At 31.9% G+C, this 25,001-nt stretch carries 20 protein-coding genes; 17 read left to right on the top strand and 3 right to left on the bottom strand.

The genetic code is table 11. The features are described from left to right. Window positions 1–32: 32 nt before the first annotated feature. From AC25Y1_RS06120 to AC25Y1_RS06105, 4 genes are all read left to right on the top strand, one after another. Complete coding sequence (locus tag AC25Y1_RS06120; RefSeq protein ID WP_488147076.1) at window positions 33–458, top strand: hypothetical protein; 426 nt, start codon at window positions 33–35, stop codon at window positions 456–458. Then, a complete protein-coding gene (locus tag AC25Y1_RS06115) occupies window positions 445–984 on the top strand; it encodes a SpoIIIAH-like family protein (protein ID WP_488147075.1) in 540 nt (179 codons plus the stop codon). The genes AC25Y1_RS06120 and AC25Y1_RS06115 overlap by 14 nt, the downstream gene beginning before the upstream one ends. 153 nt (window positions 985–1,137) lie before the next feature. After that, the gene (locus AC25Y1_RS06110; protein WP_488147074.1) at window positions 1,138–2,136 is read left to right on the top strand and encodes a tyrosine-type recombinase/integrase; all 999 of its coding nucleotides are present in this window, start codon (window positions 1,138–1,140) and stop codon (window positions 2,134–2,136) included. Between the two features lie 849 nt (window positions 2,137–2,985). Beyond that, a complete protein-coding gene (locus AC25Y1_RS06105) occupies window positions 2,986–4,290 on the top strand; it encodes a hypothetical protein (protein ID WP_488147073.1) in 1,305 nt (434 codons plus the stop codon). Window positions 4,291–5,005: 715 nt separating this feature from the next. Here AC25Y1_RS06105 and AC25Y1_RS06100 read toward each other — a convergent pair. After that, window positions 5,006–5,164, bottom strand: a complete 159-nt coding sequence (locus AC25Y1_RS06100) for a hypothetical protein (protein ID WP_488147345.1) — start codon at window positions 5,162–5,164, stop codon at window positions 5,006–5,008. Between the two features lie 244 nt (window positions 5,165–5,408). On the opposite strand from AC25Y1_RS06100, the gene AC25Y1_RS06095 reads away from it, so the two are divergent. Continuing rightward, window positions 5,409–7,175, top strand: coding sequence for a hypothetical protein (locus AC25Y1_RS06095; RefSeq protein WP_488147072.1), 1,767 nt, complete (start codon window positions 5,409–5,411; stop codon window positions 7,173–7,175). Window positions 7,176–7,757: 582 nt separating this feature from the next. On the opposite strand, the gene sduA is transcribed toward AC25Y1_RS06095, so the two are convergent. Beyond that, entirely contained in the window at window positions 7,758–8,900 is a 1,143-nt protein-coding gene (gene sduA / locus AC25Y1_RS06090) for a Shedu anti-phage system protein SduA (protein ID WP_488147071.1), read from the bottom strand. A 567-nt stretch (window positions 8,901–9,467) separates the two neighbouring features. Here sduA and AC25Y1_RS06085 point away from each other — a divergent pair. Together AC25Y1_RS06085 and AC25Y1_RS06080 are read left to right on the top strand one after the other, a co-directional pair. Continuing rightward, on the top strand, window positions 9,468–10,106 hold the full coding sequence (locus tag AC25Y1_RS06085) for a ribonuclease H family protein (RefSeq protein ID WP_488147070.1): 639 nt from the start codon (window positions 9,468–9,470) through the stop codon (window positions 10,104–10,106). A gap of 88 nt (window positions 10,107–10,194) precedes the next feature. After that, on the top strand, window positions 10,195–11,493 hold the full coding sequence (locus AC25Y1_RS06080; RefSeq protein ID WP_488147069.1) for an HNH endonuclease: 1,299 nt from the start codon (window positions 10,195–10,197) through the stop codon (window positions 11,491–11,493). Between the two features lie 569 nt (window positions 11,494–12,062). Here the strand turns inward: AC25Y1_RS06080 and AC25Y1_RS06075 are convergent. Beyond that, window positions 12,063–12,383 (bottom strand): hypothetical protein, encoded by a 321-nt coding sequence (locus AC25Y1_RS06075; protein WP_488147068.1) that lies wholly within the window; start codon window positions 12,381–12,383, stop codon window positions 12,063–12,065. 644 nt (window positions 12,384–13,027) lie between these two features. Between AC25Y1_RS06075 and AC25Y1_RS06070 the strand changes: the two genes are divergently transcribed. From AC25Y1_RS06070 to AC25Y1_RS06025, 10 genes are all read left to right on the top strand, one after another. After that, a complete protein-coding gene (locus AC25Y1_RS06070) occupies window positions 13,028–13,642 on the top strand; it encodes a hypothetical protein (RefSeq protein WP_488147067.1) in 615 nt (204 codons plus the stop codon). 201 nt (window positions 13,643–13,843) lie between these two features. After that, window positions 13,844–15,301, top strand: coding sequence for a competence protein CoiA (locus tag AC25Y1_RS06065; protein ID WP_488147066.1), 1,458 nt, complete (start codon window positions 13,844–13,846; stop codon window positions 15,299–15,301). Window positions 15,302–16,289: 988 nt separating this feature from the next. Next, window positions 16,290–16,883 (top strand): recombinase family protein, encoded by a 594-nt coding sequence (locus tag AC25Y1_RS06060; RefSeq protein ID WP_488147065.1) that lies wholly within the window; start codon window positions 16,290–16,292, stop codon window positions 16,881–16,883. Window positions 16,884–17,881: 998 nt separating this feature from the next. Next, entirely contained in the window at window positions 17,882–18,127 is a 246-nt protein-coding gene (locus AC25Y1_RS06055; RefSeq protein ID WP_488147344.1) for an HNH endonuclease, read from the top strand. 67 nt (window positions 18,128–18,194) lie between these two features. Continuing rightward, window positions 18,195–19,373 (top strand): hypothetical protein, encoded by a 1,179-nt coding sequence (locus AC25Y1_RS06050; RefSeq protein WP_488147064.1) that lies wholly within the window; start codon window positions 18,195–18,197, stop codon window positions 19,371–19,373. Between the two features lie 385 nt (window positions 19,374–19,758). Then, window positions 19,759–19,959: a cold-shock protein gene (locus tag AC25Y1_RS06045; protein WP_488147063.1), complete on the top strand. Its 201-nt coding sequence runs from the start codon at window positions 19,759–19,761 to the stop codon at window positions 19,957–19,959. A 908-nt stretch (window positions 19,960–20,867) separates the two neighbouring features. After that, complete coding sequence (locus AC25Y1_RS06040) at window positions 20,868–21,089, top strand: hypothetical protein (RefSeq protein WP_488147062.1); 222 nt, start codon at window positions 20,868–20,870, stop codon at window positions 21,087–21,089. 51 nt (window positions 21,090–21,140) lie between these two features. Then, a complete protein-coding gene (locus tag AC25Y1_RS06035; protein WP_488147061.1) occupies window positions 21,141–23,081 on the top strand; it encodes a retron Eco8 family effector endonuclease in 1,941 nt (646 codons plus the stop codon). A 289-nt stretch (window positions 23,082–23,370) separates the two neighbouring features. Continuing rightward, on the top strand, window positions 23,371–24,327 hold the full coding sequence (locus AC25Y1_RS06030) for a reverse transcriptase family protein (RefSeq protein ID WP_488147060.1): 957 nt from the start codon (window positions 23,371–23,373) through the stop codon (window positions 24,325–24,327). Window positions 24,328–24,646: 319 nt separating this feature from the next. After that, window positions 24,647–24,817, top strand: a complete 171-nt coding sequence (locus tag AC25Y1_RS06025; RefSeq protein ID WP_488147059.1) for a hypothetical protein — start codon at window positions 24,647–24,649, stop codon at window positions 24,815–24,817. Window positions 24,818–25,001 lie beyond the last annotated feature (184 nt).

Raw genomic sequence — 25,001 nt, 5'->3', positions numbered from 1 at the left:
AACACGCCTTTACGAACGAAAATGGGGATGCTATGAAAAAATCTACTAAAAAATTCCAAACCGTTCTTTTTGGGTCATTACTAGTTCTCGTTATCATTTCCATGAACTCTGGCATTTTTGGAATCGGAGGGGATAGGGGGCAGATAGAAGAAAATAGCAAAGAATTTATAGACCTCGAAGAAGCGCTCATGAATATTGAGGGAGTGGGAGAGGTCAAGCTGTATCTACATTCGAATCATAACGAAGAAAAGAGCCCATTGTCCGATTACTTTTCACTTTCAACCACACAGGAGGACATGACTAACAATCCAATTGAAGGTGTCCTTGTAGTTGCAGAGGGAGCAGACAATCCTGGTATCAAAATTGAACTAAAGCGCGTTTTATCAACAGTCCTTCAGTTGCCAGAGCATCGAATCGTGATCATGAAAAAGAGGGGGAACTTGGATGAAGACAAATAAACGTACAGTATGGTTTTTGACATTACTTAGTCTAGTAGCGGTCATTGCTATCTATTCCATCAACAAAAATCCAATGCCATTTGATGGAATGAGAATATTTGACACTGCAGGTGACAAAACACCAGTGAGTCAAGAGTTAGGTGATGCTGATAAACAAGCACCCGTGTTTGCAGAAAGTTATTTATTTGACGACATGCGGATGGAAGTAAGAAATGAACGTAGTCAAATGCATGAGCAACTCACAACAAAAATTAATACGCTAGAGACACCCGCTGAGAAAAATGATGTATTTGATGAAATGGCGTTATTGATCAAACGAGATTCCGCTGAGGCATTATTGGAAATGCAGATTAAAGCACTCGGATATGCAGATGCCTTTGTTCGAACTGAAGGTAGTATGGTAAATGTAACTGTTTTATCAGAAGATGGACATTCGGTGAAACAAGCAAATGATATTACGTATCTTGTAAAGTCTACTTGGGAAGATGCAAGAAAAGTAAAGGTAGATTTTAAAGGTGACTCTTGAAAGAAACGAAGGCCCTAATTTGGGTCTTTTTTCTTGAAAAGTCGATACCTAAAGGGTTTTCGACTCGTAATATCCGCATGGAATCACTGTGAAACCAAGGCTGTATTTCGTATATTAAAGCTCCCATTAGTCTGAAAGAAGGGGAGCATAATTATGGTTAGAAGACAGATGAAACGCAGGGCAGAAAAGAAAAAAGTCCCTAATACATTAATTCTTGACGAAATGTTTAAGGTGTATTTACGAACTAAGGAAATCGAGGGGATGGCTTCAAGTACTATCAAGAGCAAAAATTATAGCTTTAAGGTGTTTAATGATTACATGCAGACACATGATATTGTTTACGTTGATGAGGTTGATGCAAAAATCATTCGAGAATACATGTATCATCTAAAACATGAGCATATACAGTTTAAGAATAATAGTTGCTTGAAGGATACTTATAAAACTATTGGCGTTGCAGATTCAACAATTAATCTAAGAATCAGGGTAATGAAAACATTCTACAACTGGTTAATTGAAGAAAGCTATATTGAAACTAGCCCATTCAATCGAATCAAGAAGATTAGAGAAAATGAAAACGAGATAGAATCATTTAGCATTGAACAGGTGAAAGCATTACTCAAACAACCTAACAGACGCACGTATGCAGGCTTTAGAAACTATGTATTGATATTCCTGCTACTAGACACTGGAATGCGAATAGGCGAGTGTATAGGGCTTAGAGTTGATGCTATCGACTTGATGGAGAATATTATTTCAATGAAAGCTAATGAAACTAAAGGTAAGAAAGCTAGGCAAGTACCATTCAGCTCGAAGACGAACAAGCTTATAAGACGGCTAATGTTAGACGTGGAAGACTTCCATAGTGAGTATTTATTTCTAACAGTGTACGGTAACAGGTTAGAACAACAACGCTTTAGAAATAGACTCAAAGAATATGGAGAGAATGCAGACATTGAAGGTGTACGGGTTAGTCCACATACATGCAGGCATACATTTGCTAGGCAATATATTGTTAATGGTGGAGATGTATTGAGCTTACAACGCATTCTAGGGCATCGCTCATTAGAAATAACAAGAAGATATGTAAATATGAGTGGTGAGGAATTGAAACTGCAGCACGGTAAATTCAGCATGATGAACAAGCTGTAAAGTGTAGAAGTAGTCGTACAGGGTCCCGGGGAGGCGTACAATCTATTTCACTGTTACTATATACTTAGTACGAAGTTGGAGTAGGAAGACTCATAGAGTGGTTTATAGGAGCTTGTGAGGGTTATATTGTTATGTGGAACAGGTGAAAAAATGAAGCTGATAAGGCAATTAAGAGTGATTATTTGGATATGTATACTAGGGGGCGGCGGCATGCTGCTCTTTTTTTGTTGGATACCACGTCAACGAGAGCCTTTGTTGTATGTAATACAAGAGTTACCTCGATATCTATAGACATTTCTATGCTGGCCAATTTTTAAGTTCAGGGAAAATGACTGATAATTCCTTACCACGCAATCTTAAGAAGATTAAGTGAACACTTTATCGGCAAAAGGAAAGGGTACTATATAGAAACGGTGCGCTATTTTTATGTTGATTTTGATGAAGATTTTATTACAGAATCATATCTAGATATGTATGAAACATTTTTAATACATAAACTTAAACCGCGGTATAATGTTCATCAGACTGCACCCATGAGATATATCTAGTTCTATTAAACAACCGTATTGTTATGTTATGATGATGCGAGGGTATAGCACATTGATTCACACCAAAAGGTCTGAAAAAGTCCGACTCGAAACGGATAAAATGCACTATATAGATAGAGAAAAGGTAAGATTCACTTGGAATGTCGATAAGGATACTAATATACCCAATGAAAACTCCAACCATTACAGTTAGCATACTAATAAACATACATATGATGTCATCCAAGAGTGGTGATAAATGATATAATAGAACTATATTTCAATTTTGATATTAGAAAGGTTTGTTGTATTTTTGGATTCCTTGAAGAATTGTAAAAGATTAAAGATTATAGATGCAACGTGTGGTAAAGGAAAAACCTCTTGGGCTATTCAGTATATAAACGAAGCTAAGCATACTGAAAAATTCCTATTCATTACTCCTTTTTTGACTGAAGTAGTTCGTATCAAAAAAGAAGTGAATAAACGGGAAATATATGAGCCTACTGATAAGAATGGCAATTCAAAACTTAGCAGTTTAAAAGGTTTACTTGAAAAAGGGGAAAATATTGTTACAACCCATAATTTATTTTCAATGTTCAATAAGGAGGTGTGTGAGTTAATTAGAACTCATAATTACACATTAATCCTTGACGAGGTATTGAATGTAATAGAACAGGTAAAAATCAATCCAGATGATATAAAATTGTTACTTAATGCTAAGACGGCTGAAGGGGAATCATATATTACTATAAATGAAAAGGGTTTTGTCAAATGGAATAATAAAGAATATAAAGGTGAATATTACAAAGAGATTCAATCCAAAGCTAATTCAAATACCCTAATGATTTATAAAGATAGTGCTTTATTTTCGGTTTTCCCAGTAGACATATTTAGTTCGTTTAAAGATGCATATATATTAACCTACATGTTTTATGGTCAAACACAACGTTATTACTTTGACATGTTTAATATTAAGTATAAATTTTACTCCACAATATTCGGTAGCGTGAGTAAAAAATATGAATTGGTTAATTATGTTCGTCCAGCTCAAGAAAGTATTGAACACTTAAAAGAAAATATTAATATTTATAATAAGTTCCCCAAGGATAAAAAAGATTTGAATGCTGTTGGAGTAGAACAAACGGCATTTTCAAGTAGTTGGCTTAAGCGTAAATTAAAAGAAGAAAAAGGTTTTTCGGAAATTATTACTAAAAATACCTATAACTTTTATCACAATAAATCTAGCTCTAAAATTGATAAAGTAATGTGGACATGTGTGAAAGAATTTCAAAGCGAACTAGCAAATAAACGATTAAAAGAACAATTTGTGCCTGTAACAAGTAGAGCAACTAATAACTTCGTTGAAAGGAATACTTTAATTTACTTATCGAATAGATATATGAATCCTTTGTTAAAAAACTTCTTTGATAGTCATAACATAAGAATATTAGATGAAGAACTTTGGTCGTTATCTGAATTATTGCAGTGGTTATTTAGAAGTGCAATAAGGAAGGGAAATAAGGTTAACTTATATATTCCTTCTTCGAGAATGAGAACATTGTTGGAACAATACTTAGATGGAAAATTAATTTCCTCATTTGAAAAGCTTGTTGAAGGAGTTACCTGAAAGTGTGATAAAATAGCGGATTTTCATTTAATCTCAAAATGTCGATAATACGATTAAATGAAATCTTAACACCATATGAATACTGGGGTTAGAGAGGATTACCCTTATAGATATAGGTATAGTATTTCGAAGTGGTTTCAAATTAATAAAGTTTGATAAGGATTTGGTTAATCGGAGCATAGCGTAGATTGGCCAAACCGGCGGTGAGGAATGAGTGAGGTACGAACGAATGACGGGATGCCAAGCCGACCTTGAACTATTTGTCACTAAAGAGCCGGGGTTGTCCACCCCCGTCACTACGCTATCGCTTAGTTCCTCCTAGGCAGTTGCACGTTCTTCACTGGCGTTCAGAAAACGGCAACTTATATTATCATTGCATATTCAATTTTAACGAGCTTGGAAATGAAAATTAATGAAACTTAGATTTTAATAAGAGTAAACAACTCTTTGTAGGGAGTATTAGTTTACCTCTTTTTCATTTACTGAAAAGGTTTGTTCGTCACTTTTGGCATCGGTTCTGGTGAGTTACTATGCACTTCTGCTTCCTATTCTGTAATTCATCAGGCATATACAAAATTGCTATCAGTTCCAGTATTTCAAAATCAGTAAGTAAAGTAATTAAAGTAACGTACTCTTCTCTAATTTACCCATAGATATCAGATGCTTTGTTTGATTCTCTCGTACCATTCCAAGCAGATTGAAGACTTTTACATACCTATTTTAATAAAAAAATTAATGATATTATCACTCCAATAAATCTCGCTCCTTTTTCTGAAGATACAATTGTCACTAAAAAGGTACCTGGAGAAACAGTTGATAAGCCTATTTGATTTGTTTTAATATTATTATCTTTTCTTCTTAATCTTTGAGTGATTTAATTCTGACATGTTTGGGTGTAGGTTATATATTGAATGGTTCTATAATGAATGTGGCGAGAGTGTTGCTAATGATGCTGGAAAATGTGGTTATTGTTGCAGTGATAGTTTTGATGTTATGGATTTAAACGACTTATAAGGTCATTTGTAAAAATAATGGTGACAGTTCTGCGCGGCACAGCTGTGTTTGAATGAGAAATGATTAATGAATGGTAGATATATTTATTACAAGGGGAGAAAGAGTTGGCTAAAAAGAAAACTCATGAAGAATTTGTAGCGGAGGTAAAAGAAAAGGTTGGAGATGAATATACGGTTTTAGGTCAATACATAAATACATCTGCAAAGATAATGTTCAGACACAATCATGATTTATGTGATAATCATGAATACCCAGTTTCTCCAAACAAATTTCTTGGTGGAAGAAGATGTCCAAAGTGTAATGACATAAAGAGAGGTTCTAGGCAAACTAAGTCACATGAAACGTTTGTTAAGGAAGTATATGATTTAGTTGAAGATGAATTTAGTGTAGTTGGAACTTACATTGGAAGTCATAAGGATATTCAGTTTAGACACAATACATGTGGTAGATTATTTGACATGCAACCAAGTAATTTCTTATATGGACAACGTTGTAAAGTGTGTTCTAATGAAGAAGCCAGACTAGAACAAGCTCACACTACAGAGAAGTTTAAAGAAGATGTCTTTAATTTAGTAGGCATGGAATATACAGTAGTAGGTGAGTACTATAACAATCATACTGATGTTATGGTAAAGCATAGTGATTGTAGTTATGAGTATCCAGTTGAACCATCAAACTTTAAGAGTGGAAAAGGTAGATGCCCTAAGTGTAATGATGGGTATAAATTAACACCAAAACTATATAGAGATATGGTTTATGAATCGGTAGGAGATGAATACACACTATTAGAAGATTACAAATTAGCACATGAAGGCGTTTATACAAGACACAACGTTTGTGGTTACGAGTGGTGTCCTACTCCATTTAATTTCTTAGGTGGAACTAGATGTCCTAAATGCAGAGGCAATCTATTAAAAACTCATGAAGAGTTTATCCGAGAAGTTTATGAGTTAGTAGGTGAAGAATATACTGTCTTAGATGAGTATATCAATGCAAAAAAAAAGATATTAATGAGACATAATACTTGTGGAATCGAATATCTAGCTTATCCTAGTAAATTTGTAGGCTCGGAGCAGACTCGATGCAGAAAATGTTCAATTAAATCTAGAGCAGAAAAAAGAAGGAAGACAATAGAACAGTTTACAGAAGATTTATTTGATGCTTTTGCTGACGAATATACTGTATTAGGTGAGTACACTGGCAGTAAGAAGGGGATTTTAGTCAGACATAATCCGTGTGGCGAAGAATATGTTAAATCACCAGTAGCATTAATGAGAAGAAAATGTAAGACATGTTCAGATATAGGACAAAGAAAGACTCATGAACAGTTTGTTCATGAGGTGTATAATTTGGTTAGGGATGATTACATGGTACTGGGTGAATATATAGGTGCATATGTGAACATTAAAATGAAACATAATATATGTGGAAATGTTTGGGATGCAAATCCTCATAAGTTTATCAACGGTGGTAGAAGATGCCCAAGATGTAATGAGAGTAAGGGAGAAGCGGAGATTAGAAGATTCTTGGAGTACAATGATATTGACTTTGATACACAACAAAGATTTGATGAATGCGTAAATGAAAAACCACTACCATTTGACTTTATAATATTTGATGAAAAAGGTGAACTATCAATGTTAATAGAATTCGATGGCATACAACACTTCGAGCCAGTTGAGAGGTTTGGTGGACAAAAGGCATTTGAAACAGTTCGAAAGCATGATGGAATAAAAACAGGATTTTGTGAACGAAACAACATTAAACTCGTTCGCATTCCTTATTGGGAGATTGATAATGTGGGGTTAATTCTCAGTAAAGAATTAAGACTGCCCACTACTGGAGAGCAATTATGCTTGGTATTAGCCTAATTTCCTCTATATAAATTAAAGGGAAGTGTTAGGCGCTCGAAAGATGTGAACGGAAAATAGGTATGTTTGAATTCTTGTATATCACTTTTGTTTAGCGATGAAGAAATTTAATATTAAGGATATATTCTAATGGGTGATTAAGGAATATGAAAGAGTTCAAGGAGACCCCTCAAGAGGGTCTTTTTTCATTTGTGAATCAAAATAAGTATGTTACCACGTTTTTTATAGGGGCTATTACGGCATAAACCCATAGTTGGTTCATCCACTACGTCACTAGGTTTTTACAGCACAGGCTCTTGCTCTTAAGGGCGGAAATACTGTACGTTCGCCCTAAACGCCACTTTCATTTTTTACAAGGAAAAGAATGGTTCACCTGTTGTTAATACCTTAAACTGATTGGTGTTTTTCCTCCAAAAAATCACTTCATTTATACCTTCAGAGTTTGATAAATACTCAAACCAAACCCTAGAAGTCACACTAATGTATCCTTTCACATTTACTCTCTTCTTCTATTAAATCTAGATTAGCTTTAACTGGTTGATTCTATAAGCTTATATGAAACATATACGGGAGGGCTAGGGATTATCCTTCTAATAACTGGATTAACCCCTTAACTCTACCGAATAGCTCGTCAAAAGTAATTACAGTTACATTTTTTAGCTCTTTTCTGTACAACTCAAAGGAATGTCTATAGGCAGTATCAGTTAATGTATCAAACCTACCTGCTATAACAACACAATTAGGGTTAATAATGTCAAAATCAGTTTTGATTCCCTGTCTATAATTGTTATAATCTATAGTCTGATATTCTCTCTGTAGGCTTGTCTTATAAGTCAATACCTGTGTAACTGCTCCCATCAACTCCTTATGTACTGAATGCACTCCAGTTCTGTACTCATTGAGAGTAATTAAAGGAGTAGATGGAGTCTTAATTTCAATAAGTACAGCATCTTTTGAGAAAGGGTTCGCATATAAGAAATCTACTAGCTTGCCGCTATCATTATTGATAGTCTTTCCCCCTACATAAGCCTCATCATTTATAAGAACGGTTGGATTAGAGAAAATCTGACTCAATATCCAGGTGTTTTCTTTCAAGACACTTTGCCAGAACTTCTCGGGCGCATTGGAGAGTTTGTTGTCTTCCCAAACGGACAATACTTTTTTAAGATTAGCTATCCCAACAAAAGTATTGAGTTGGTCTAAATCTTTCTCTTTTAGGTTTTTAATTCTGTCAATTATTTTATCTGGATTATCATTTGTAACAACCCATTCTAAGGTTCTCTCTAGAGCTTCTATCTTGTCATCCTCCATTAATTGAGTAAACAAATTAGTGTTGCTCTCGAAAATTTCAATGAGTTTCTCTATATCAGGGCTGCTTTCAAAAAGATGAAACCCTCCATGCATCACCCCATACTTTTCATGTACTGCATAATGTTTCTGGATTTCTCTAGTAAGAGTCAGCATAGCTTCAGAGTTTAGCTCTAGTTTAATCCACTCCTCGGCTTTTAGCTGGCTTAAATTTAACTCTTTATAATCTTCCCATGAGGCATTTTTACCTTTTTTTTGAAAGATGAAGCTACCTCTAACAGATGCCTCGGGATTATTTGAATTGTTCACTATTTCAGGTTTAAAAATAAGTCTAGTAGTAGATGTCTTTCTTAACTCAATGTCATCACAAACAGCAGAGTCTCTTGAAGTTGTCCAGACATTAATTTTGTTGTTCATATTTAGTTAAACACTCCTCGATAACCACATTTGGAAGTCCTTACTAATAGTATACAATATTCTTAATTAAATGGATGTATTTACAGAAAGAAAATGGGGGTCTATGGAGTCACGTCCACAGATACTCGTAATACCTTGCAATAGGTTTTAAACGCTCTACTATCTATATCCTTTAAGATTAAGTGAAGTTCCCATGAATCTAAGAAGTTTATGAGAGATAGCTGTTGAGTTATTGTGTTTAAAATGTCGAAACTAACTACATACATCTACAAAACAGCATTCTGTAATCGTCCGACACGACTCAAGTAAAAGGTTCGATTTTTAACGAAAAAGAGATAAAACTTATAGTAAATAGTTGACGTTGTTCGAAACGATAACCGACAGTAGAGCAATATCTTATTTAGATATATTTTAATCTTCTTTTCTATAGTTGGAAACAACTTGATATTGCAATACTTTTGGTTAGTTGTCTGAATAATTTGACAAAATGTGTTATGTGTATTAATATAATAAAAAACAATAAAAGGGAAAACAAACTATATTTACATTTTAGAGGGGAATATATTTATGTTTATAGCGTATACAGATGCGTCAATTAAAAATGCAAAAGCATATCTGGCATTCTTAATTGTGTTTGAGGATAGAAGCAAAGTTAAAAGGAGAATAGTGGCTGATGGGACTGATAGCAACATCGCAGAGGCGTTAGCAATTTCTGAGTTACTTTCATTTCTAAAATATTACAATTTTAAAAAAGGCATAATACTTTTTGACTCTAATGGTGTAAAAAGTCAAATGAAAAAGAGGGGAAGAAAAATTCATAAATACTTACTAATCGATATAAATGAGACCTTTCGAAATCTACAAATTCGAACCCAAGTAATTCCTCGAAAATATAATGTTGCCCACAGAATTTGCTACGAAGATAAGTTTTTCATATCTAGTCCGATACGAACAGTTAACCGTTCGTATTATGGAAGAGTTGATGATTTTCCCGACTACTTCATGCAACTTTCCGTGCTGGAAGAATACAGGAATATATACAACAAACGTTATGCTACTTTTTACGAGGCGCAAATGAAACTGAATAAAAAAATTTGGCTTTCTGACCTTGTAGAGGAATATGGAGAAATGAAAATTCACGAGATTCAGGATAGGAAAATACATGTGTATAGAGACACAATTATTAAGCTATGTTCGAATAAATAACCATTGGAGAGTATTAGAAGGGGAAAAAAAGCTTAAGAATATGCTAATTAAACGGACTTCAGAACTTTAAGTAGGGGGCGTTGCATTAATGGTTAAAAAAAGATGGTCATACGAAGAAGAAGAGTCGTGTAAGAATATGTTAAGGTACGGTAAAAGCTATGCAGAAGTAGCAAATACGGTTGGTAGAACCATGGACTCTATAAAGAATAAAAACTGGAAGTATTGGAAAATAAATAAAATAATACATGATATTGATTTTGCAAGAGAGGTTTTCTTGAAGAATGGATTAGTACTTGAAGAAGGACAAGATTATTTAAACATAGCCACACCTATGACTGGTATTTCTAAAGAGGGGTATAAAGGATTTCAATCGGTTGCAAATGTAAGGAATGGGCATCCTCCGCTCTTATTTGGTTTGAGAAATCCTCATACAATACATAATATTAGAATTTGGTTAAATATAAATGAGTCTTCATATAAATTAGTAAGTGATAAATTTGAAGGTACAAATGAATATTTGGATTGGATAGATGATAAAGGAAATCCATTCAAACAAACATGGACAGGGTTTAAATGGGGGCGTAGGAATCCAAGCACTACGGTTAAAAGAAGGGCAGAAACTAGAAGAAGAATGCCGTATGTAGTTAAAGCAGAATATGGAGTGCTGCTAGCAGATGGCTGGAGCTTAATAGGAAACGAAGAGTATAAGTATGTCAATTCTCAAGTTCCTTTAATGGTTGAAAGTATTGAAGGTTACAGAGCAATGGCGACGTTATTGAATATTCAGCAAAACCTAAAGCGTCATCCTCTTTTATTTAACATATTTTACCCAGACACTTCCACTTTTAATATGAAATTATGGTTAAAACTTAATGCTAATTTTAAATATGGTAGTAATTACAAATTGAAAGACGGTGAAGTTTATAAGGGTACAGATGAAAGATATACTTTTATATGCAAAATTCATGGTGAATTTTCAGCTATCTGGGATAACGTAAGAAATGGTCATGGTTGTAAAAATTGTTATCTTGAAAATAACAGAGGAAAAAATAATGTGAATTACAATCCAGACAAAACAGATGAAGAAAGGGAAAGAGGAAGACGTATACCAGGTTATGATAAATGGAGAACATCAGTTTATGAAAAAGATAAGTATACCTGTATTCTGTGCGGTGATAGCCGAGGTGGAAATCTAAATGCACATCACTTGGATGGGTATGATTGGTGTAAAGAAAAAAGAATTGACGTTAATAACGGGGTAACTTTATGTGAACGATGTCATTTTGATTTCCATAATATTTATGGTTTTGGTGGTAATACTAAACGCCAATTTGAGGTATTTTATAATGAGGAAAAGCAAAAAGAAAAACATGATAATGTGAATTAAGCTACAAGGCACTTTAATCTACATCAAAAAATTACCGATACAAAGCGGATAAACGATGTTTTTTTATCATTAAAAATCTTGTAACTGTAAGCATTAAATAGTGAATTTCGAAACGATTTTTTATATTATACTTTGCAATGTCTATATACTAACAATACATATTTTGCAAAAACGAGGTACAGAGAATTGCAAAGTATATTACGGACTCTATGTTGATTTGATATGGAGCCTCTATGAGCAAGATGCACGAGCCAAGAAGTCAAGGCCCCACAAGGACCTGGCTCAGCCAATTCAGGCTATCATGCACCCCTCTCCATGTGAAATTTTGTTCGAATCGGTATGTATTTTTCTTTGCAATTCTATGTACTATTATTTTGCATTACACCTAGTACTTAATAATGTGAAAACCACCTTTTAATTAAGGTGGTTTTGTGCATTTTAATAATATAAAACATATTTTTATAAGCCTAACTATTGTCTTGAAAATCAAGCTTTATTAGTTGTAGCAGTAAAATAATATAGAACATTCTTTGCCGCTTTAGTCTGAAAATAAACCCTATCTATGTCTTTTACCAATTAAATTTTTCTGTTTTTCGACGAGTATGCCTTGTCTTTTTTAAAAATCCTGACCTAATCAATTTATGCAGTTCATTCAAAGGTTTACTTTTGATAATGTTTGAGATATCTTCTTTTTCCAAAGGTTGACCTTCATTGGAATAACCCATGTCATTTACTTTAGTTGCAACCTTTTCAATACTAGCTATGTATGCGTATTCCTTGATGATTTGCTCCTCAATTGTTTCTGGTTGGAATGATTCAACTAAATAAACATACCTTTGTAATTTCTCAATATCACTTTTTATTTTAGAGACAATTTGTAAGTTTTTCATAATATCCAGCCCCCCTTCTATAGTACAGAGTATTCTATAAGTAGTGTTCGAAACCCTCTTTATGAAGTTGCAATTCCAATGAGTTGTTGAATTTAGCTACTGTACTCAGTTCATATGTAATAATAAATGAAATCACAATTTTATTTTGAATGTAAATGAAAGTTCTATAGCTCCTCGCATATTGTATTTGTAATACAATTATACCGTGCCGTTAGTAGGGAATATAATATAAAGAATTCTATAAACTACTAATTGCAGAATAACCCTTGAATTCAGATTAATGGTATGATAAAGCATGTTGAGAATGAAATAATGAAGTTAACAAGTAATAGGATGGGTTATATATAGTATTTTATTGTTTATTGTAGTGATATTTTCTGAATGGGGGATGAAATGTAAGGGAGGCTATATCGAGACTACTACAATAGTAGGTGTAGTGGGTGGTTCTTGAATAATTGGGAGAAATGCAAGCAAGTTGTGGGTAGAGCAGTAGTAAAATAAGCGAGTGAGTAAAATAAGAGTATTTAACAATATACTTTATTCGGAAATACGATGTATTCCATATAACGGATTGTGAAAAATGAAGTCGGAAATAATAGAATTTATATAGTATTACAAACTAGTTGTGAAGGGGTGGGAGTAGTATGAACTTAAAAGATTTTATGAAAATGGGCGGAGAAAAGTTTGCGATTATTAGAAATGAAGTAGTGATAAGTGAAGTGGAAGGGCTGCCAAATCGTGAGGAAAAAACCGCAAGACCTTATATTGGATTATATGCTGGAACAGATATTAAAGCAGGGGATTGGGTTAAAGGTAGGGTATCAAACGATAAGTTATTTATCGAAGATACAAAATCACAAATACTTAATGGGAAAGTATTCCAAATAAAAGGGTATTATTTAACTGAAGCACAGCACTCTAAACGAGAAAGAGGAAATCAAAAAGAAATAATTCCTACAGTTATTTATAATCTAAACGGAGCAAACGCGAAAGTAAATAATCATTCTACAGATAATTCAATAAACATAGTTGATATGTCATCGAGTGACCTATTTGATGAGATAAGAAATACCTTGAAAAATAAAATAGGTAATGAAGAAGAGATTCAAAATCTAAGAATATTAGTCAATGATATGGAGAGCAGTGAGAATACAAAGGGTTTTAATAAAGCGTATACAAACTTTATTACAAGCGCTGCAAATCATATGTCTGTTCTTTCTCCTTTTATTCCAGCATTAACACAGATGATACAAGGATAGGTTTAGTTTAGCCTTATCAATAAGATGAAATAGAGGACGGCTACGGGTTACATACATGTCATTCATTGATAGCTATTTCAAACCCGAAAAGAATGAATGTACACACCAAAAAACTAGATGAAGGAACGGTATAAAGATAATGTTTATATCGTTTTTTATTAATAATAAAAAGTTGTAATTTGGATATAGGAGGATTGGATAATGTTAAAAGTTATTAATATAGAAGATGGTGAGACGTTATATGCTGATAAATCTCAAGAGATTGAGTTGAGAATGTTAAATCAACAGAAAAAATTAAAATGTCCATGTTGTAAAAAAGATGTTGTATTTAAGTGTGGTCCAAAAAATATTCCACATTTTGCTCACAAAGATAATCCAGATTGTCCATTCAGTGAATATGAAGCAGAGACATACGCTCATCTCAAAGGAAAAGTGTTATTGTTTAATTGGTTAAAGGGAAAATTCCCAAATTCAGATGTTGAAATGGAAGAAGAAATAGTTGAAACTGGTCAAATAGCTGATATTTTAGTTACACACCCTTCAACAGAAAAGAGACCGGAAATTAGAATGGTTTTTGAATTTCAACATAGTCCATTATCAGAGGAAGCTTGGATGAAGCGACATGAACTATATAAACAAGCAAATATTTTAGATTTTTGGATACTCGATGCTAATGAGTTTATAAAATATTCAACAGTTAATGGTTGGGAACATGCTAGAAATAAGAATAAGTTAGCTGACGCAATATTTATACGGACAGGTTTCACATATTTTTTGGATATTGACAAGGAAGTTATAATAATTGATTATTCTTTTGAAACTGAAGTTGATTATGTAACAGTCAAAGGGAGAAGATTTAAATCTAAATATAAATTTCATATACCAAAAGATAATACTAATATAGTTAAAGATATTAGCTTTTATTATCATCCAGAGTATCATATAAGTTTTATGAAAAGTGAAAAATTAGGTGAAAGTCTAGATGGGAAAATAAAAAGAATAGTCAATCTAATAGAACGTAAAAAAGAAAGTGAGTTACAAGAATTATATGAAAGGAAGCAAATGAAACTTGAAAAAATGTTAATTAAAAATGAAGAACTTGAGAGAGATTTAGCTTCATTGATTCGAGGGTACTTAGTTAATCAGGTTTCTAGAGAGGATTTCATTGAGCTAGAGTTATCGAAAATAATCAGTGCGTATAAAGGGAATATTAAGTTAATTGTTAAATATTATAAAGAGCGTAAAGGATGGGAAGAGCAAGGTGAATTATTAGCTACAAAGAAAAAGATGTTATTAAAAATGTCTTGGTTAAGTGACCTTAAAAATATTGGTAAACACACTTTGGAAAATGAAATGAATTTAGAACAAATTTTAGAGTTCCAACACAAGGATGAATTATCAAGGGTAGAATATGTGTATGAAACACACTATTCGACATTGGAGAAGATGTCGAAATATAACGATAAATATGTGAATACTATATTAGATGAAATTAATAGAAGTTTAAAACCATTTACGACTAAGCCTTCAATAATTGATTATGCCATTGAATTTAAAATTTGTGATTCAGTAGCTCAAGTAGATGAGTATATAGGATTAATAAATAAGGAATTTAAAGAGAGAGAGGAGCAATTTAGAATAAAGATGAGTAAGTTGTAAATAGTCTATCTACCTTTTTAGTGGCGGCTTTATTAACGTTAACTAAATATACGGAAATCTAATTCCTTGAAATCAATTGCTTAATTTAGCGTTAAATATCTATCCAATAATGCCACACAAAATAAGCTTATTAGCGAGATTAGTTTTTATAATGCATTGCCAAAGAACATCGGCGAAGCTGATGGGGCGGAGCCACCTGTTCCAAGGATAATCTACTATCTATAGTTTGCAACAGCATAAGAAAGATGTTTTATTCTATTTTCCAAAGGGGATATTATATAAGGTACGCTACTTAGTGGTTTGGTTTTGCTAAGTGGCGTACCGGGCCTAGGAGGAACGCAGTGACGGGGCGTTCAAGCCCAAATCTCTTGACCAATTGCACAACACCTACTAATGCGAAAGTGATTCCTGATATTTATGAATTATAATATGGGATAAGTACCGAATACAGTTGAACAAAGGGAGGAATGAAAAAACCTCTACTGAGATAGCAAATAAGCAGACAAGTTACTTGTCATATTTTTAATTCAATAATTCAGTAATTAATTAATGAAATATGGATTTTATCAACTTATATTTTAAGTTCCTAATATAAAATTCTTAGGGAAAGAATGAAATAATAAAACTTCCAGATATTTAATGGAGGTACCGTAAGTATGTCTAAACCTTATTTGAAATTTGTAAGGTACTATGGAGTTGGTGAAAGAAGACACAGTTTTGATAGTAGCAATAGTTAATGGGATTAATCTTTAATACACTTCATTTTATCAAAAATCTTTATAGTTGAACTTGATACAAATGCCCCAACTGAATAAAATGCAATACTGAATTAATCATATGCATAGGTGTATCTAACTTGGTACGTCTTTATTTGTTTATTAGTAGTGTATCATTAAACTACACCCATGTGATACAAATAGTTGACCTAGTTCTAATGCTAGTTCATAATGTATCATATACATGTATCAAAATTGAGGTGTGATTATTAATGAAATTTGGTTATGCACGTGTATCATCCATTGGACAGAACTTGGATGCACAGCTGAAACAGCTAGAGGATTATGGTTGTGAAAAGGTGTATAAAGAAAAGATTAGTGGAAGAGAGAAAGAGAATCGGCACGAGTTTAACAAGTTACTTGAAAAGGCTAAAATAGGTGACACAATTGTTGTAACAAAACTAGACCGTTTTGCTCGAAGTACAAAAGATGCATTAAGTACAATCGAGATATTAAATAAGTCTGAAGTAAACCTAGTTGTATTGAACATGGGTGGAGATAGACTAGACACTTCTACACCTATTGGTAAACTCATGATTACAGTCTTGAGTGGAATTGCAGAGTTTGAAGTTGATATGATAAAGGAAAGACAGCTCGAAGGAATAGAACTTGCTAAAGAGCGTGGTGTATACAAGGGGCGACCAAAACGCTATACAGAGAACCATAAAGGATTACAACATGCAATTAAACTATTCATCAATCGAGATGAAAACAAATTAACAGTAAATGAAATTAGTGAAATTACGAATGTGAGTCGTGCTACAATTTATCGAGCGGTAAAGGAAAATATTGAATTGAAAGCATAGTTGATTCTGAAATACCAGCTATGCTTTTAGTATTGTGTATGGTTGAAAGTAGGGGGGTATCATTTACTCATTTTGGCGTTATTATATCTATTAAAGGACATAGGTAGGTAAATTCACACAATATCAACTTGGAAAACACCGTTTCGATAGCAATAATTTAATAAGTGTGAAAGAAGGTTAAATGCAGTTATAATGGGAGTAATGGGGAAATTTTAATAGTCTCTTTTCTTTTGTAATTGATATGGGGTTACATTCCCATATTTTCATAAATTGCGTGGTAAGGATAAAGAATTGGCTTACTAAACGATGCATGAATAATTAATGTCTATGCTATACCAATGGAGTGAAATATTCTAGAAATACTCAAATATATGAAATGATTTTTCTGCATACTTAGTATTCAGAAAAGTGGCAAGGGTTTAATATGAATGAGAGGCAGCGTATTAACTTGCATAATGCACATGTATTTAATTAAATCACAAAAAGATAAGTGAATTTTTTTGTCTTTGCAATAGACGGTCTAAAGTTAAAAATCATCAACATTGAGGTGCCGAGAAAATCTCGTTTTCTAAAAATGATTTTCCGCAACTTGAACCAGTTAAACAGGCAAGGGAATATAGCCTTTACGAAGACCTTATTAGGGATAGAGCAGTTTATCAATATCTATTTAATTCAGAAATCCATCGCTGGATTGACGAACATGTAGTAGGTATAAATCCGAGTGAAGGTCGTGGTGGTTACCAAGCCATGGGAATACTACAGTTTATTGGATTGAAAAGCGTTCACAAAGGTATTTTCAGTGGAAAAATATTCATGAAGCTTTAATTATCCTAGATGAACAGAATTTCGATTTTAGCCTAGTCATTCAGTGTCTTCGCAGGTATAACAATCAAACAAAGAAGGGCCACAATTTAGAAGAAGTTATTATACCGACGGAGCAATTAAAAAGTACTACGGAAATCGATATGAGAGAAATCTAGAAAATAGAAAAATAGGCAATAGAAATTCATGGCCTAAGTTGTGTAGACTGTGGCTTTAATTTCGAAGATATTTATGGGGAGCGGGGGAAAGGATTTATTGAGGTTCATCATGTAAAACCATTGAGAACTATAGGTGAAGAGGTTGTCATTGACCCCAAGAAAGACCTGGTTCCCGTTTGCTGGAATTGCCATAGAATGGTACATAGATGGAAAGACAATGTGTTAACGATTGAAAAGTTAAAGGGTTTATTAAAAGTAAGATGATATCACTATAAAGATAAAAAATATCATTGTAAAATGCTTTGATATGTTGTGAAGGGGGATTTTTAATTTGAAGGAATTAGAGGAATTAAATTATTTAGAGTTAGATGAATTATCAGAAGAAGAAAAATTAAGCCTGTTAAAAAATGAGTATGATATGTACCTACAAAACAGTAATATTGAATTTGGTATATCGGAATTGGACGAAAGTAAAATCATTGAATTCTTAGAAGCAGTAATGAATTCCGGCTCGAGTATTCAAATAACTCAGAGTGGAGAATACCCTACAAAAAGCATATCGCATATTTTTATGTATTCGAAATTTGAAGAAAGTGAATTTTTTAACTATCTTAAAATTCTATATTTAAATGATTTCATTGAAGACTTTAGAATAAATGAATTTAATATTGAGGAAGAGTCAAGAGACGGTATTCATGCGGAAAATCCAGATGTAACCTTTCAAATTAGATATAATCTACATCGTTTATATAGAACTAACAAAAACTTATTTAACGAAGAATTGTTTACTGGACATGAAAATCTCAATTCGGAAACTGATATGTTCTATAAATTATTAAATTTTGGTACAATAGTTGACTTAGTTTGTTCTTTTAATTCACTTATAAGATTATCTAATAAAGCGATGCACTATTTACACTTCGTTACTAGTAAAAGAAGCGTAGAATTAATGCATAAGCAAGAAAAAACTTTAGTAGAAATAAAAGATACTAAAAAGGAACAAGCACGTTTATTAACACAGTTTGGACAGCATAAAGAACAACAAGATGAGAGTTTACAATCTATTCACTCACTTATTAAAAATCATAGCAAGAAAATAAAGGATTTTTATAAAGATATCACTACTATATTATCGATAATGGTAGCTGCATTTGCTGTTATTGGTGTAAATATTAGCGCAATACCTAAAATTGAAAGTAATTTTACAGCAAATTTATTAGCAATGAATCTTTCACTAATATTATGCTTATTAGTATTGTTTTATATTTTAAGGGTGATAGTGTATGATTCAAAAATTAACAGTAAGCATTTTTATTCCGTTCTCTTTACAGCGATAATAGGTATTGTTTGTGTATTTGTTTTTCTGGGATTCAATAACGAAAGTAGTATTGATGTAATTGAAAAAAAGCACCAAAAAATGTTGGATAATTATATAAGTCAAAGTGAAGAAGAAATATCCATAATGAAAAAACAAATAGAACTATTGGAAAAGCAGGTTGAAAATAAGTAAGAGTAAAATGAATATGTAAACCTTGATATATTAAAATTTACAAAGAGTCTTGATGGGCGATGGATTACCATTGGAAACCCATATGCAATTCTTTCGTGTGAATGTTTAAACTAACGAGATAGTTTTGTATACTGGCACTTTTTACTATTAAAGTAAAGCCTAGTGTTAATTTACTTCTTAATCTAACGGGGCAATTTAGTTGAAGAGTGTTGTTTGACTTGTGTTCAACAATCGGACCAGTTGCTATTTCATCTTATATCTGTTATTTTAAGAAAAGTTATTTTTGTTCTATTTCAGATTAAGAATAGATTTTGTTTTTCGTCTAAGGTATTTGAGCGAGAGTAGTAACACATTGTGTGGATTTCCGCACTAGGAGGCAACAATAATGGAACAAGGTACAGTTAAGTGGTTTAATGCAGAAAAAGGTTTTGGATTCATCGAGCGTGAAGCAGGAGATGACGTATTCGTACATTTCTCAGCAATCCAAGGCGAAGGTTTCAAATCTTTAGACGAAGGTCAAAGTGTAACATTTGAAATTGAAGAAGGACAACGTGACCTACAAGCTACAAACGTTGAAAAAACTTAATAATAGCTACAAAAAGACCTTACATGTAAGGTCTTTTTTTATGTGCTTAAATTAGTTATATGTAATTAACCTAGTATATTAAACCTTGAAATAACAAGATTTGGTAACGTAGAAGCTTGAGTGTCGGAGCCTTTGGCAGAGAGTTTAACACATGCCGTCTTTACGATATATATGTAAGACGTTGTCAATTGGCACTGGAACGTTGTATAGGTTGTTGGAGCGAGAGGGTTTAAGGTGACTTGTAATATATTTTTTATCATTTCATTTCAGCTTATCTAAGAAAAAGTAAGCTTGAATTCTTGGGAAGGATACTTCTATGGGACATGACAAGAGAGAAAACTCGCACGGATTTTTGCTAAATCAATATAAGAATGTTGAATGTGTCTACGCTCTATATGATAAAAAGGATAATCTTATATATATATAGGTAAGACGGTAGACTTTAGGAATAGAATGTTAGTCATTTATCTGGGAATCTTTTCTCACATATGATTGAAAGGATTATGTTTTATAAATTTGATAGGCTCAACAGGAAGCAAGTTGAGTTTATTATGATAGATTTATGTACGCCAATATTTAATAACCAAAATCAAGACCTTTTTATGAAGTCAAGAAGACACGAAGTCGTAAGAGATAGAAGTTTACCAGAATACGTTTGTGAGTGTAGTGCCTGTCAGCCTTGGCACTGATTTAAAAATAACTACCCCAACTAGGTCGGGGCGGCATATTTAATTACAGTGTGTCTAGGCGGGGGTAATTATCACGTTTACATCCTCCCATTCCAAGCTACAGAGAGGTAGTAGCTGTATCTACACGGTATTAAAATAAGTAAATTGTCGAAACTAGAAGGTTTTCTAGAACTATTGTAGAATATTTATAGTGAATGGAGTTATGAGGAAGGGATTTAAATGGCCATTCATCAGCCGCTTATAGATTACTTAGAGATTCCTGCACCACAACATAGTAAAGATGCTTACTACCTTGTTGTTTATGGCGATGTGGATTGTGAAGAAAATAATAAACTTTTAAGTACAGAAGTGGTGGTAATTAATCCCGAAACTGATTTAGTTCCTATATGTGCGAATTGTCATCGAATGGTATATAGAAGAAAAGATAATGTACTTTTTTAGATGATTTGAGAATATTAATTTTATACAATAAAAACAAAATAGGAGACTGTAATGGGAATTGTAGATATAAGATTTAAAAATGTAAAGAGTTTAGAGAATACATTCATTAACTTTAAAAAATTGAATGTATTAATTGGGAAAAACGGAGCTGGTAAAACACATATTCAAAAGTACTTAAATTACTTTCATGAAAATTTAATTGAGAATAATATAGATTATAGCTTATTAGATAAAAATAACCCATATAATGGTTACGGGGAAATTAGTATAAAATTCGATTTAAGTGAGTTTATTGAAATCGGAAAAAAACCTGAAAATTTTTCTAATGAATTCTTTCAAAAAATTAACGTTCTTAATGAGAACGGTGACTCGACTATAACTTTAACTCTTAAACAATATAAAAATAATACAATACTTTGGAGTCATGAATATCAAGTTAGAAAGTTAATTAAATATCTTTTTCCAATATATTATATAGATGTAAGAAATATTGATTTGTATGATTGGAAGAATATTTGGAATGTAATTGGTGACTTAGGGCAACGTAGAGGTGAAAATGAAGAAAAATTACCTGAAAGATTAAATCAAGTATTAACGGATATATATGGAATTAAATACTCAAATTATATTGAAAAGTTAGATACAGAAATTAAGAGTTTAGGCTATAATATAAAGCCTTTTAATAATAGTGAGAAATTTGAATTACTTTTTAAACTTCAATTAGGCGGTGAAAGATTTAAATATAAAAACAATAAACTGGATTATTACTCAAAAGGTTCTAATTCATATAATTACTTAAGGATGTTTTACACAATACTAGAAATACTTCATACTAGTAAAATTAAAAATCCGATTGTAATTATTGATGAACCAGAAATTGGATTACACCCTTCCTTAATAGATGAATTAGTAAAAAACATATATACTCATGATGAAGCAATTCAAACAATTATTTCGTCACATTCTCCGAGATTAGTAAAAAATATATTAGTTTTTGAGGACGTTAATATTTTCCAGGTATCTGAAAATAATTTTAAATCATCGGTAAAAAAAGTTAGGAATTTGGAAAGTAAGACGAGTAAAATTGTAATTAGTGATAAAGAAGCGAGTTATTATTTTGCGAATGGCATTCTTTTTGTCGAAGGTATTACTGAATATGAACTATTTAGTAATGAAAAAATACAAAATAATTTTCCAGTTTTAAAAGATGTGGAAATATTCTCTTACAATTCAAACAATGTGTCATTAGAAACATCTCATCCAATTCAAAGGAATTTGGATATACCTTACCTCCTTTTGCTAGATATGGATAAAATAATTACTTACTCTGAAGAAAAAAATAAGTTTTCAATTACAGGAGATAATTATAATCCTTTAAAAGACCCAAAGATTATTCTACAAGAGAAATTATCGTATGGAAGAAAAAGAGTTTTATTGAACTATAGAGCTAGAATTAAAGGAATTTCAAAAAAAGCAGAATTTAAATTTGACAAAAACTATTTAATTTTCGATGATAAACTATTCAATACTTATAGAGCATTAATTAAGAATTATTGCAAAAATTATAATGTTTATCCAGTAAATACTACAATCGAAGGGTCAATAGTAAATAGTACAAGTTATACTCATTTTTATGATTGGATAATACATGAGTCTAATTATGCTGATAAAGAACTATTAAAAAATGTTTATGAAAAAAACCATAATATCTCCTATAAAATAAATATACTTAAAACAGTAGTTGAAGGTAAATTAGAACCGCTAATTAAACTAACGGATACTCTTGCATGTAATTCTGATATTGCAGAAATTCGAGAGGGGTACACACAGTCTTTAAAATTAAGTAAGTTAAAAAAAGGGTCTGGATGGATGACAGAGTTCATTGAATATATTTTTAAGAAGTATGAAAAAGAAGATTACAAAGTGAGATTTAGTGAGATATTTCCAGAAGTTAATGATATAATTAAAACGTTACAAATAATAATGAAGTAAGTAGCAAAGTGATTATGATTTGAATAATAAAATTTGTAATCACTCCTTGTAGCAGTTGGATTAGGTTTGACACACTTAATTTGACAAGAAAAACCAAGGTATTAATATCACTTTTTGCTCCAGCGTATTTCCGCTGCTCTATTAGCTGCAGCTGCATCGCTTTCAGGAAGTACTTACTTCATTATTATCTTTAGAAAAAGGGGGGATTTATATCAACGTAAATATTTATAGTGAAGAATTTTTTCATGGAAAAATATTAGGGTTGGCTATTTTTAATACTGTCCCTTTGATGGATAACAAGAATAATTATTATAATGAATTTGAAATTGTTGTTAATTCAAAGAGAAGAATTATTAGCGCTGTAAAAAAAGATAGTTTGATTTTTAAGTTGCAAAAAAAACTTATAAACAATTTCTTAGATTACGTACCTTTGCCAGATTATGTTTGTGGATTTGTTAAGGGGAAAAATTACTTGGATTTTTTAGTTCCACATTGTTCTAAACAATTTTTTTTAAGAATAGATATAAAAGACTTCTTTGGGTCATTAAAAACAGAACTAGTGAGAGAAACATTTTTTGAATACATAAATGTAAGAAATGAAAAAGAAAAGAAAAAAATACTAGATGAAATTATTTTTATTACTACATATAACGGAAGTGTACCTCAAGGTGCAATAACTTCCCCACTACTATCAAATATCTTGTTTAGAAGAATAGATATTAGAATAAAAAAATATTGCGAGAAATTTGATGTTGAATATACACGTTATGCTGATGATTTGCTATTTTCTTCTAATAAACCCGAAATTAATAAACATTTTTTTATTGGGACTTTAAAAGATATTTTAAGAGATATAAACTTGAAAATAAATTCAAAGAAAATAATTAAATCAGAGAATAGTATTGTTTTAAATGGATATGTAATATCAAAAAAAATTTCGTTATCTAGAAAGAAGTTAAAAAAATTAAACTCGTATCTTTATGCTTTTGAATATGATAATGGTTTTAAAAAGTATCCAACAAATTTCAATGAATTTATTTCTAGATTAAACAACATAAATCCTGATATAGTAAACCTAACGGCAGGTAATATTATACTAAAAGGAAATACATTAAATTATTTAGCTGGTTATAGAGCCTACCTTCTATCATTTAATGAACAATCTATTAAGGAGTTCACATGTGACTTTTCTAGAAAAATTAAGAGAATCGAAAAAATGTTAGTAAATCTTTCTGAAATAAGATGAAAAGTAACTCAAATCTTATTTTAATTTTATAATAGAAAATATATCAATGTTGCGCATTATAATGTTGATGGACAAAACCTTCAAAAAAGATGATAAGAAAAGCAAAGTAATTATTTTATTTATTAAAAAACATTTAAACATCCATTCCGCTGCGTAATGGGTGTTTTCTTTTATCTTTCAGCGAAGGCGTAGTATAAAGAGGAAAGTACATATCTACAAAGGAAAACATTTATTCTACCTTTTAGTAGATATGGTAATCACCAAAATCTGTAATAGGAATTACTAAGAAATATTGAGAAGTGGTATACCTATAAAAAACATGAATAAACGGCTCTATAACACACTACGCTCTCCAAAACGCAGCATCTGTTACGGCATGTTCTTGAATACTGAAGTAGTTGTTGCAGACCTACCAGAACCAGCAGGCGCTGGAATGAGCGGCATGCCTGATATGGCGGTATATGTAATCTCTTCACAGGCTATTTTGTAAAGCTGTCTTGTTTATAATTAATTCGTATAGGAATAACCACTTCTCAGAAAAATTGGAGAGGTGGTTATTTTTTATGCTTTTAAAATTTGCATATCAAGTCTTTTAAGCAGACAGAAAGTTTAAGAACACAACGAAAGTAAACAGTTGCTGAATTATGCTAAACTTTACTCAATCCATATGAAAT

The sequence above is a fragment of the Sporosarcina sp. Y1009 genome, from assembly GCF_057669865.1.
The sequence above is the reverse complement of the archived record's forward strand: the minus strand, read 5'-3'. Positions and strand labels throughout refer to the sequence as shown.

Excerpts from the sequence above, each read along its gene's own strand:
- AC25Y1_RS06120 (WP_488147076.1), top strand. The coding sequence starts at position 33 with ATGAAAAAATCTACTAAAAAATTCCAAACCGTTCTTTTTGGGTCATTA.
- AC25Y1_RS06115 (WP_488147075.1), top strand. The coding sequence starts at position 445 with ATGAAGACAAATAAACGTACAGTATGGTTTTTGACATTACTTAGTCTA.
- AC25Y1_RS06110 (WP_488147074.1), top strand. The coding sequence starts at position 1,138 with ATGGTTAGAAGACAGATGAAACGCAGGGCAGAAAAGAAAAAAGTCCCT.
- sduA (WP_488147071.1), bottom strand. The coding sequence starts at position 8,900 with ATGAACAACAAAATTAATGTCTGGACAACTTCAAGAGACTCTGCTGTT.
- AC25Y1_RS06085 (WP_488147070.1), top strand. The coding sequence starts at position 9,468 with ATGTTTATAGCGTATACAGATGCGTCAATTAAAAATGCAAAAGCATAT.
- AC25Y1_RS06080 (WP_488147069.1), top strand. The coding sequence starts at position 10,195 with ATGGTTAAAAAAAGATGGTCATACGAAGAAGAAGAGTCGTGTAAGAAT.
- AC25Y1_RS06075 (WP_488147068.1), bottom strand. The coding sequence starts at position 12,383 with ATGAAAAACTTACAAATTGTCTCTAAAATAAAAAGTGATATTGAGAAA.
- AC25Y1_RS06070 (WP_488147067.1), top strand. The coding sequence starts at position 13,028 with ATGAACTTAAAAGATTTTATGAAAATGGGCGGAGAAAAGTTTGCGATT.
- AC25Y1_RS06065 (WP_488147066.1), top strand. The coding sequence starts at position 13,844 with ATGTTAAAAGTTATTAATATAGAAGATGGTGAGACGTTATATGCTGAT.
- AC25Y1_RS06060 (WP_488147065.1), top strand. The coding sequence starts at position 16,290 with ATGAAATTTGGTTATGCACGTGTATCATCCATTGGACAGAACTTGGAT.
- AC25Y1_RS06045 (WP_488147063.1), top strand. The coding sequence starts at position 19,759 with ATGGAACAAGGTACAGTTAAGTGGTTTAATGCAGAAAAAGGTTTTGGA.
- AC25Y1_RS06040 (WP_488147062.1), top strand. The coding sequence starts at position 20,868 with ATGGCCATTCATCAGCCGCTTATAGATTACTTAGAGATTCCTGCACCA.
- AC25Y1_RS06035 (WP_488147061.1), top strand. The coding sequence starts at position 21,141 with ATGGGAATTGTAGATATAAGATTTAAAAATGTAAAGAGTTTAGAGAAT.
- AC25Y1_RS06030 (WP_488147060.1), top strand. The coding sequence starts at position 23,371 with ATGGATAACAAGAATAATTATTATAATGAATTTGAAATTGTTGTTAAT.
- AC25Y1_RS06025 (WP_488147059.1), top strand. The coding sequence starts at position 24,647 with ATGAATAAACGGCTCTATAACACACTACGCTCTCCAAAACGCAGCATC.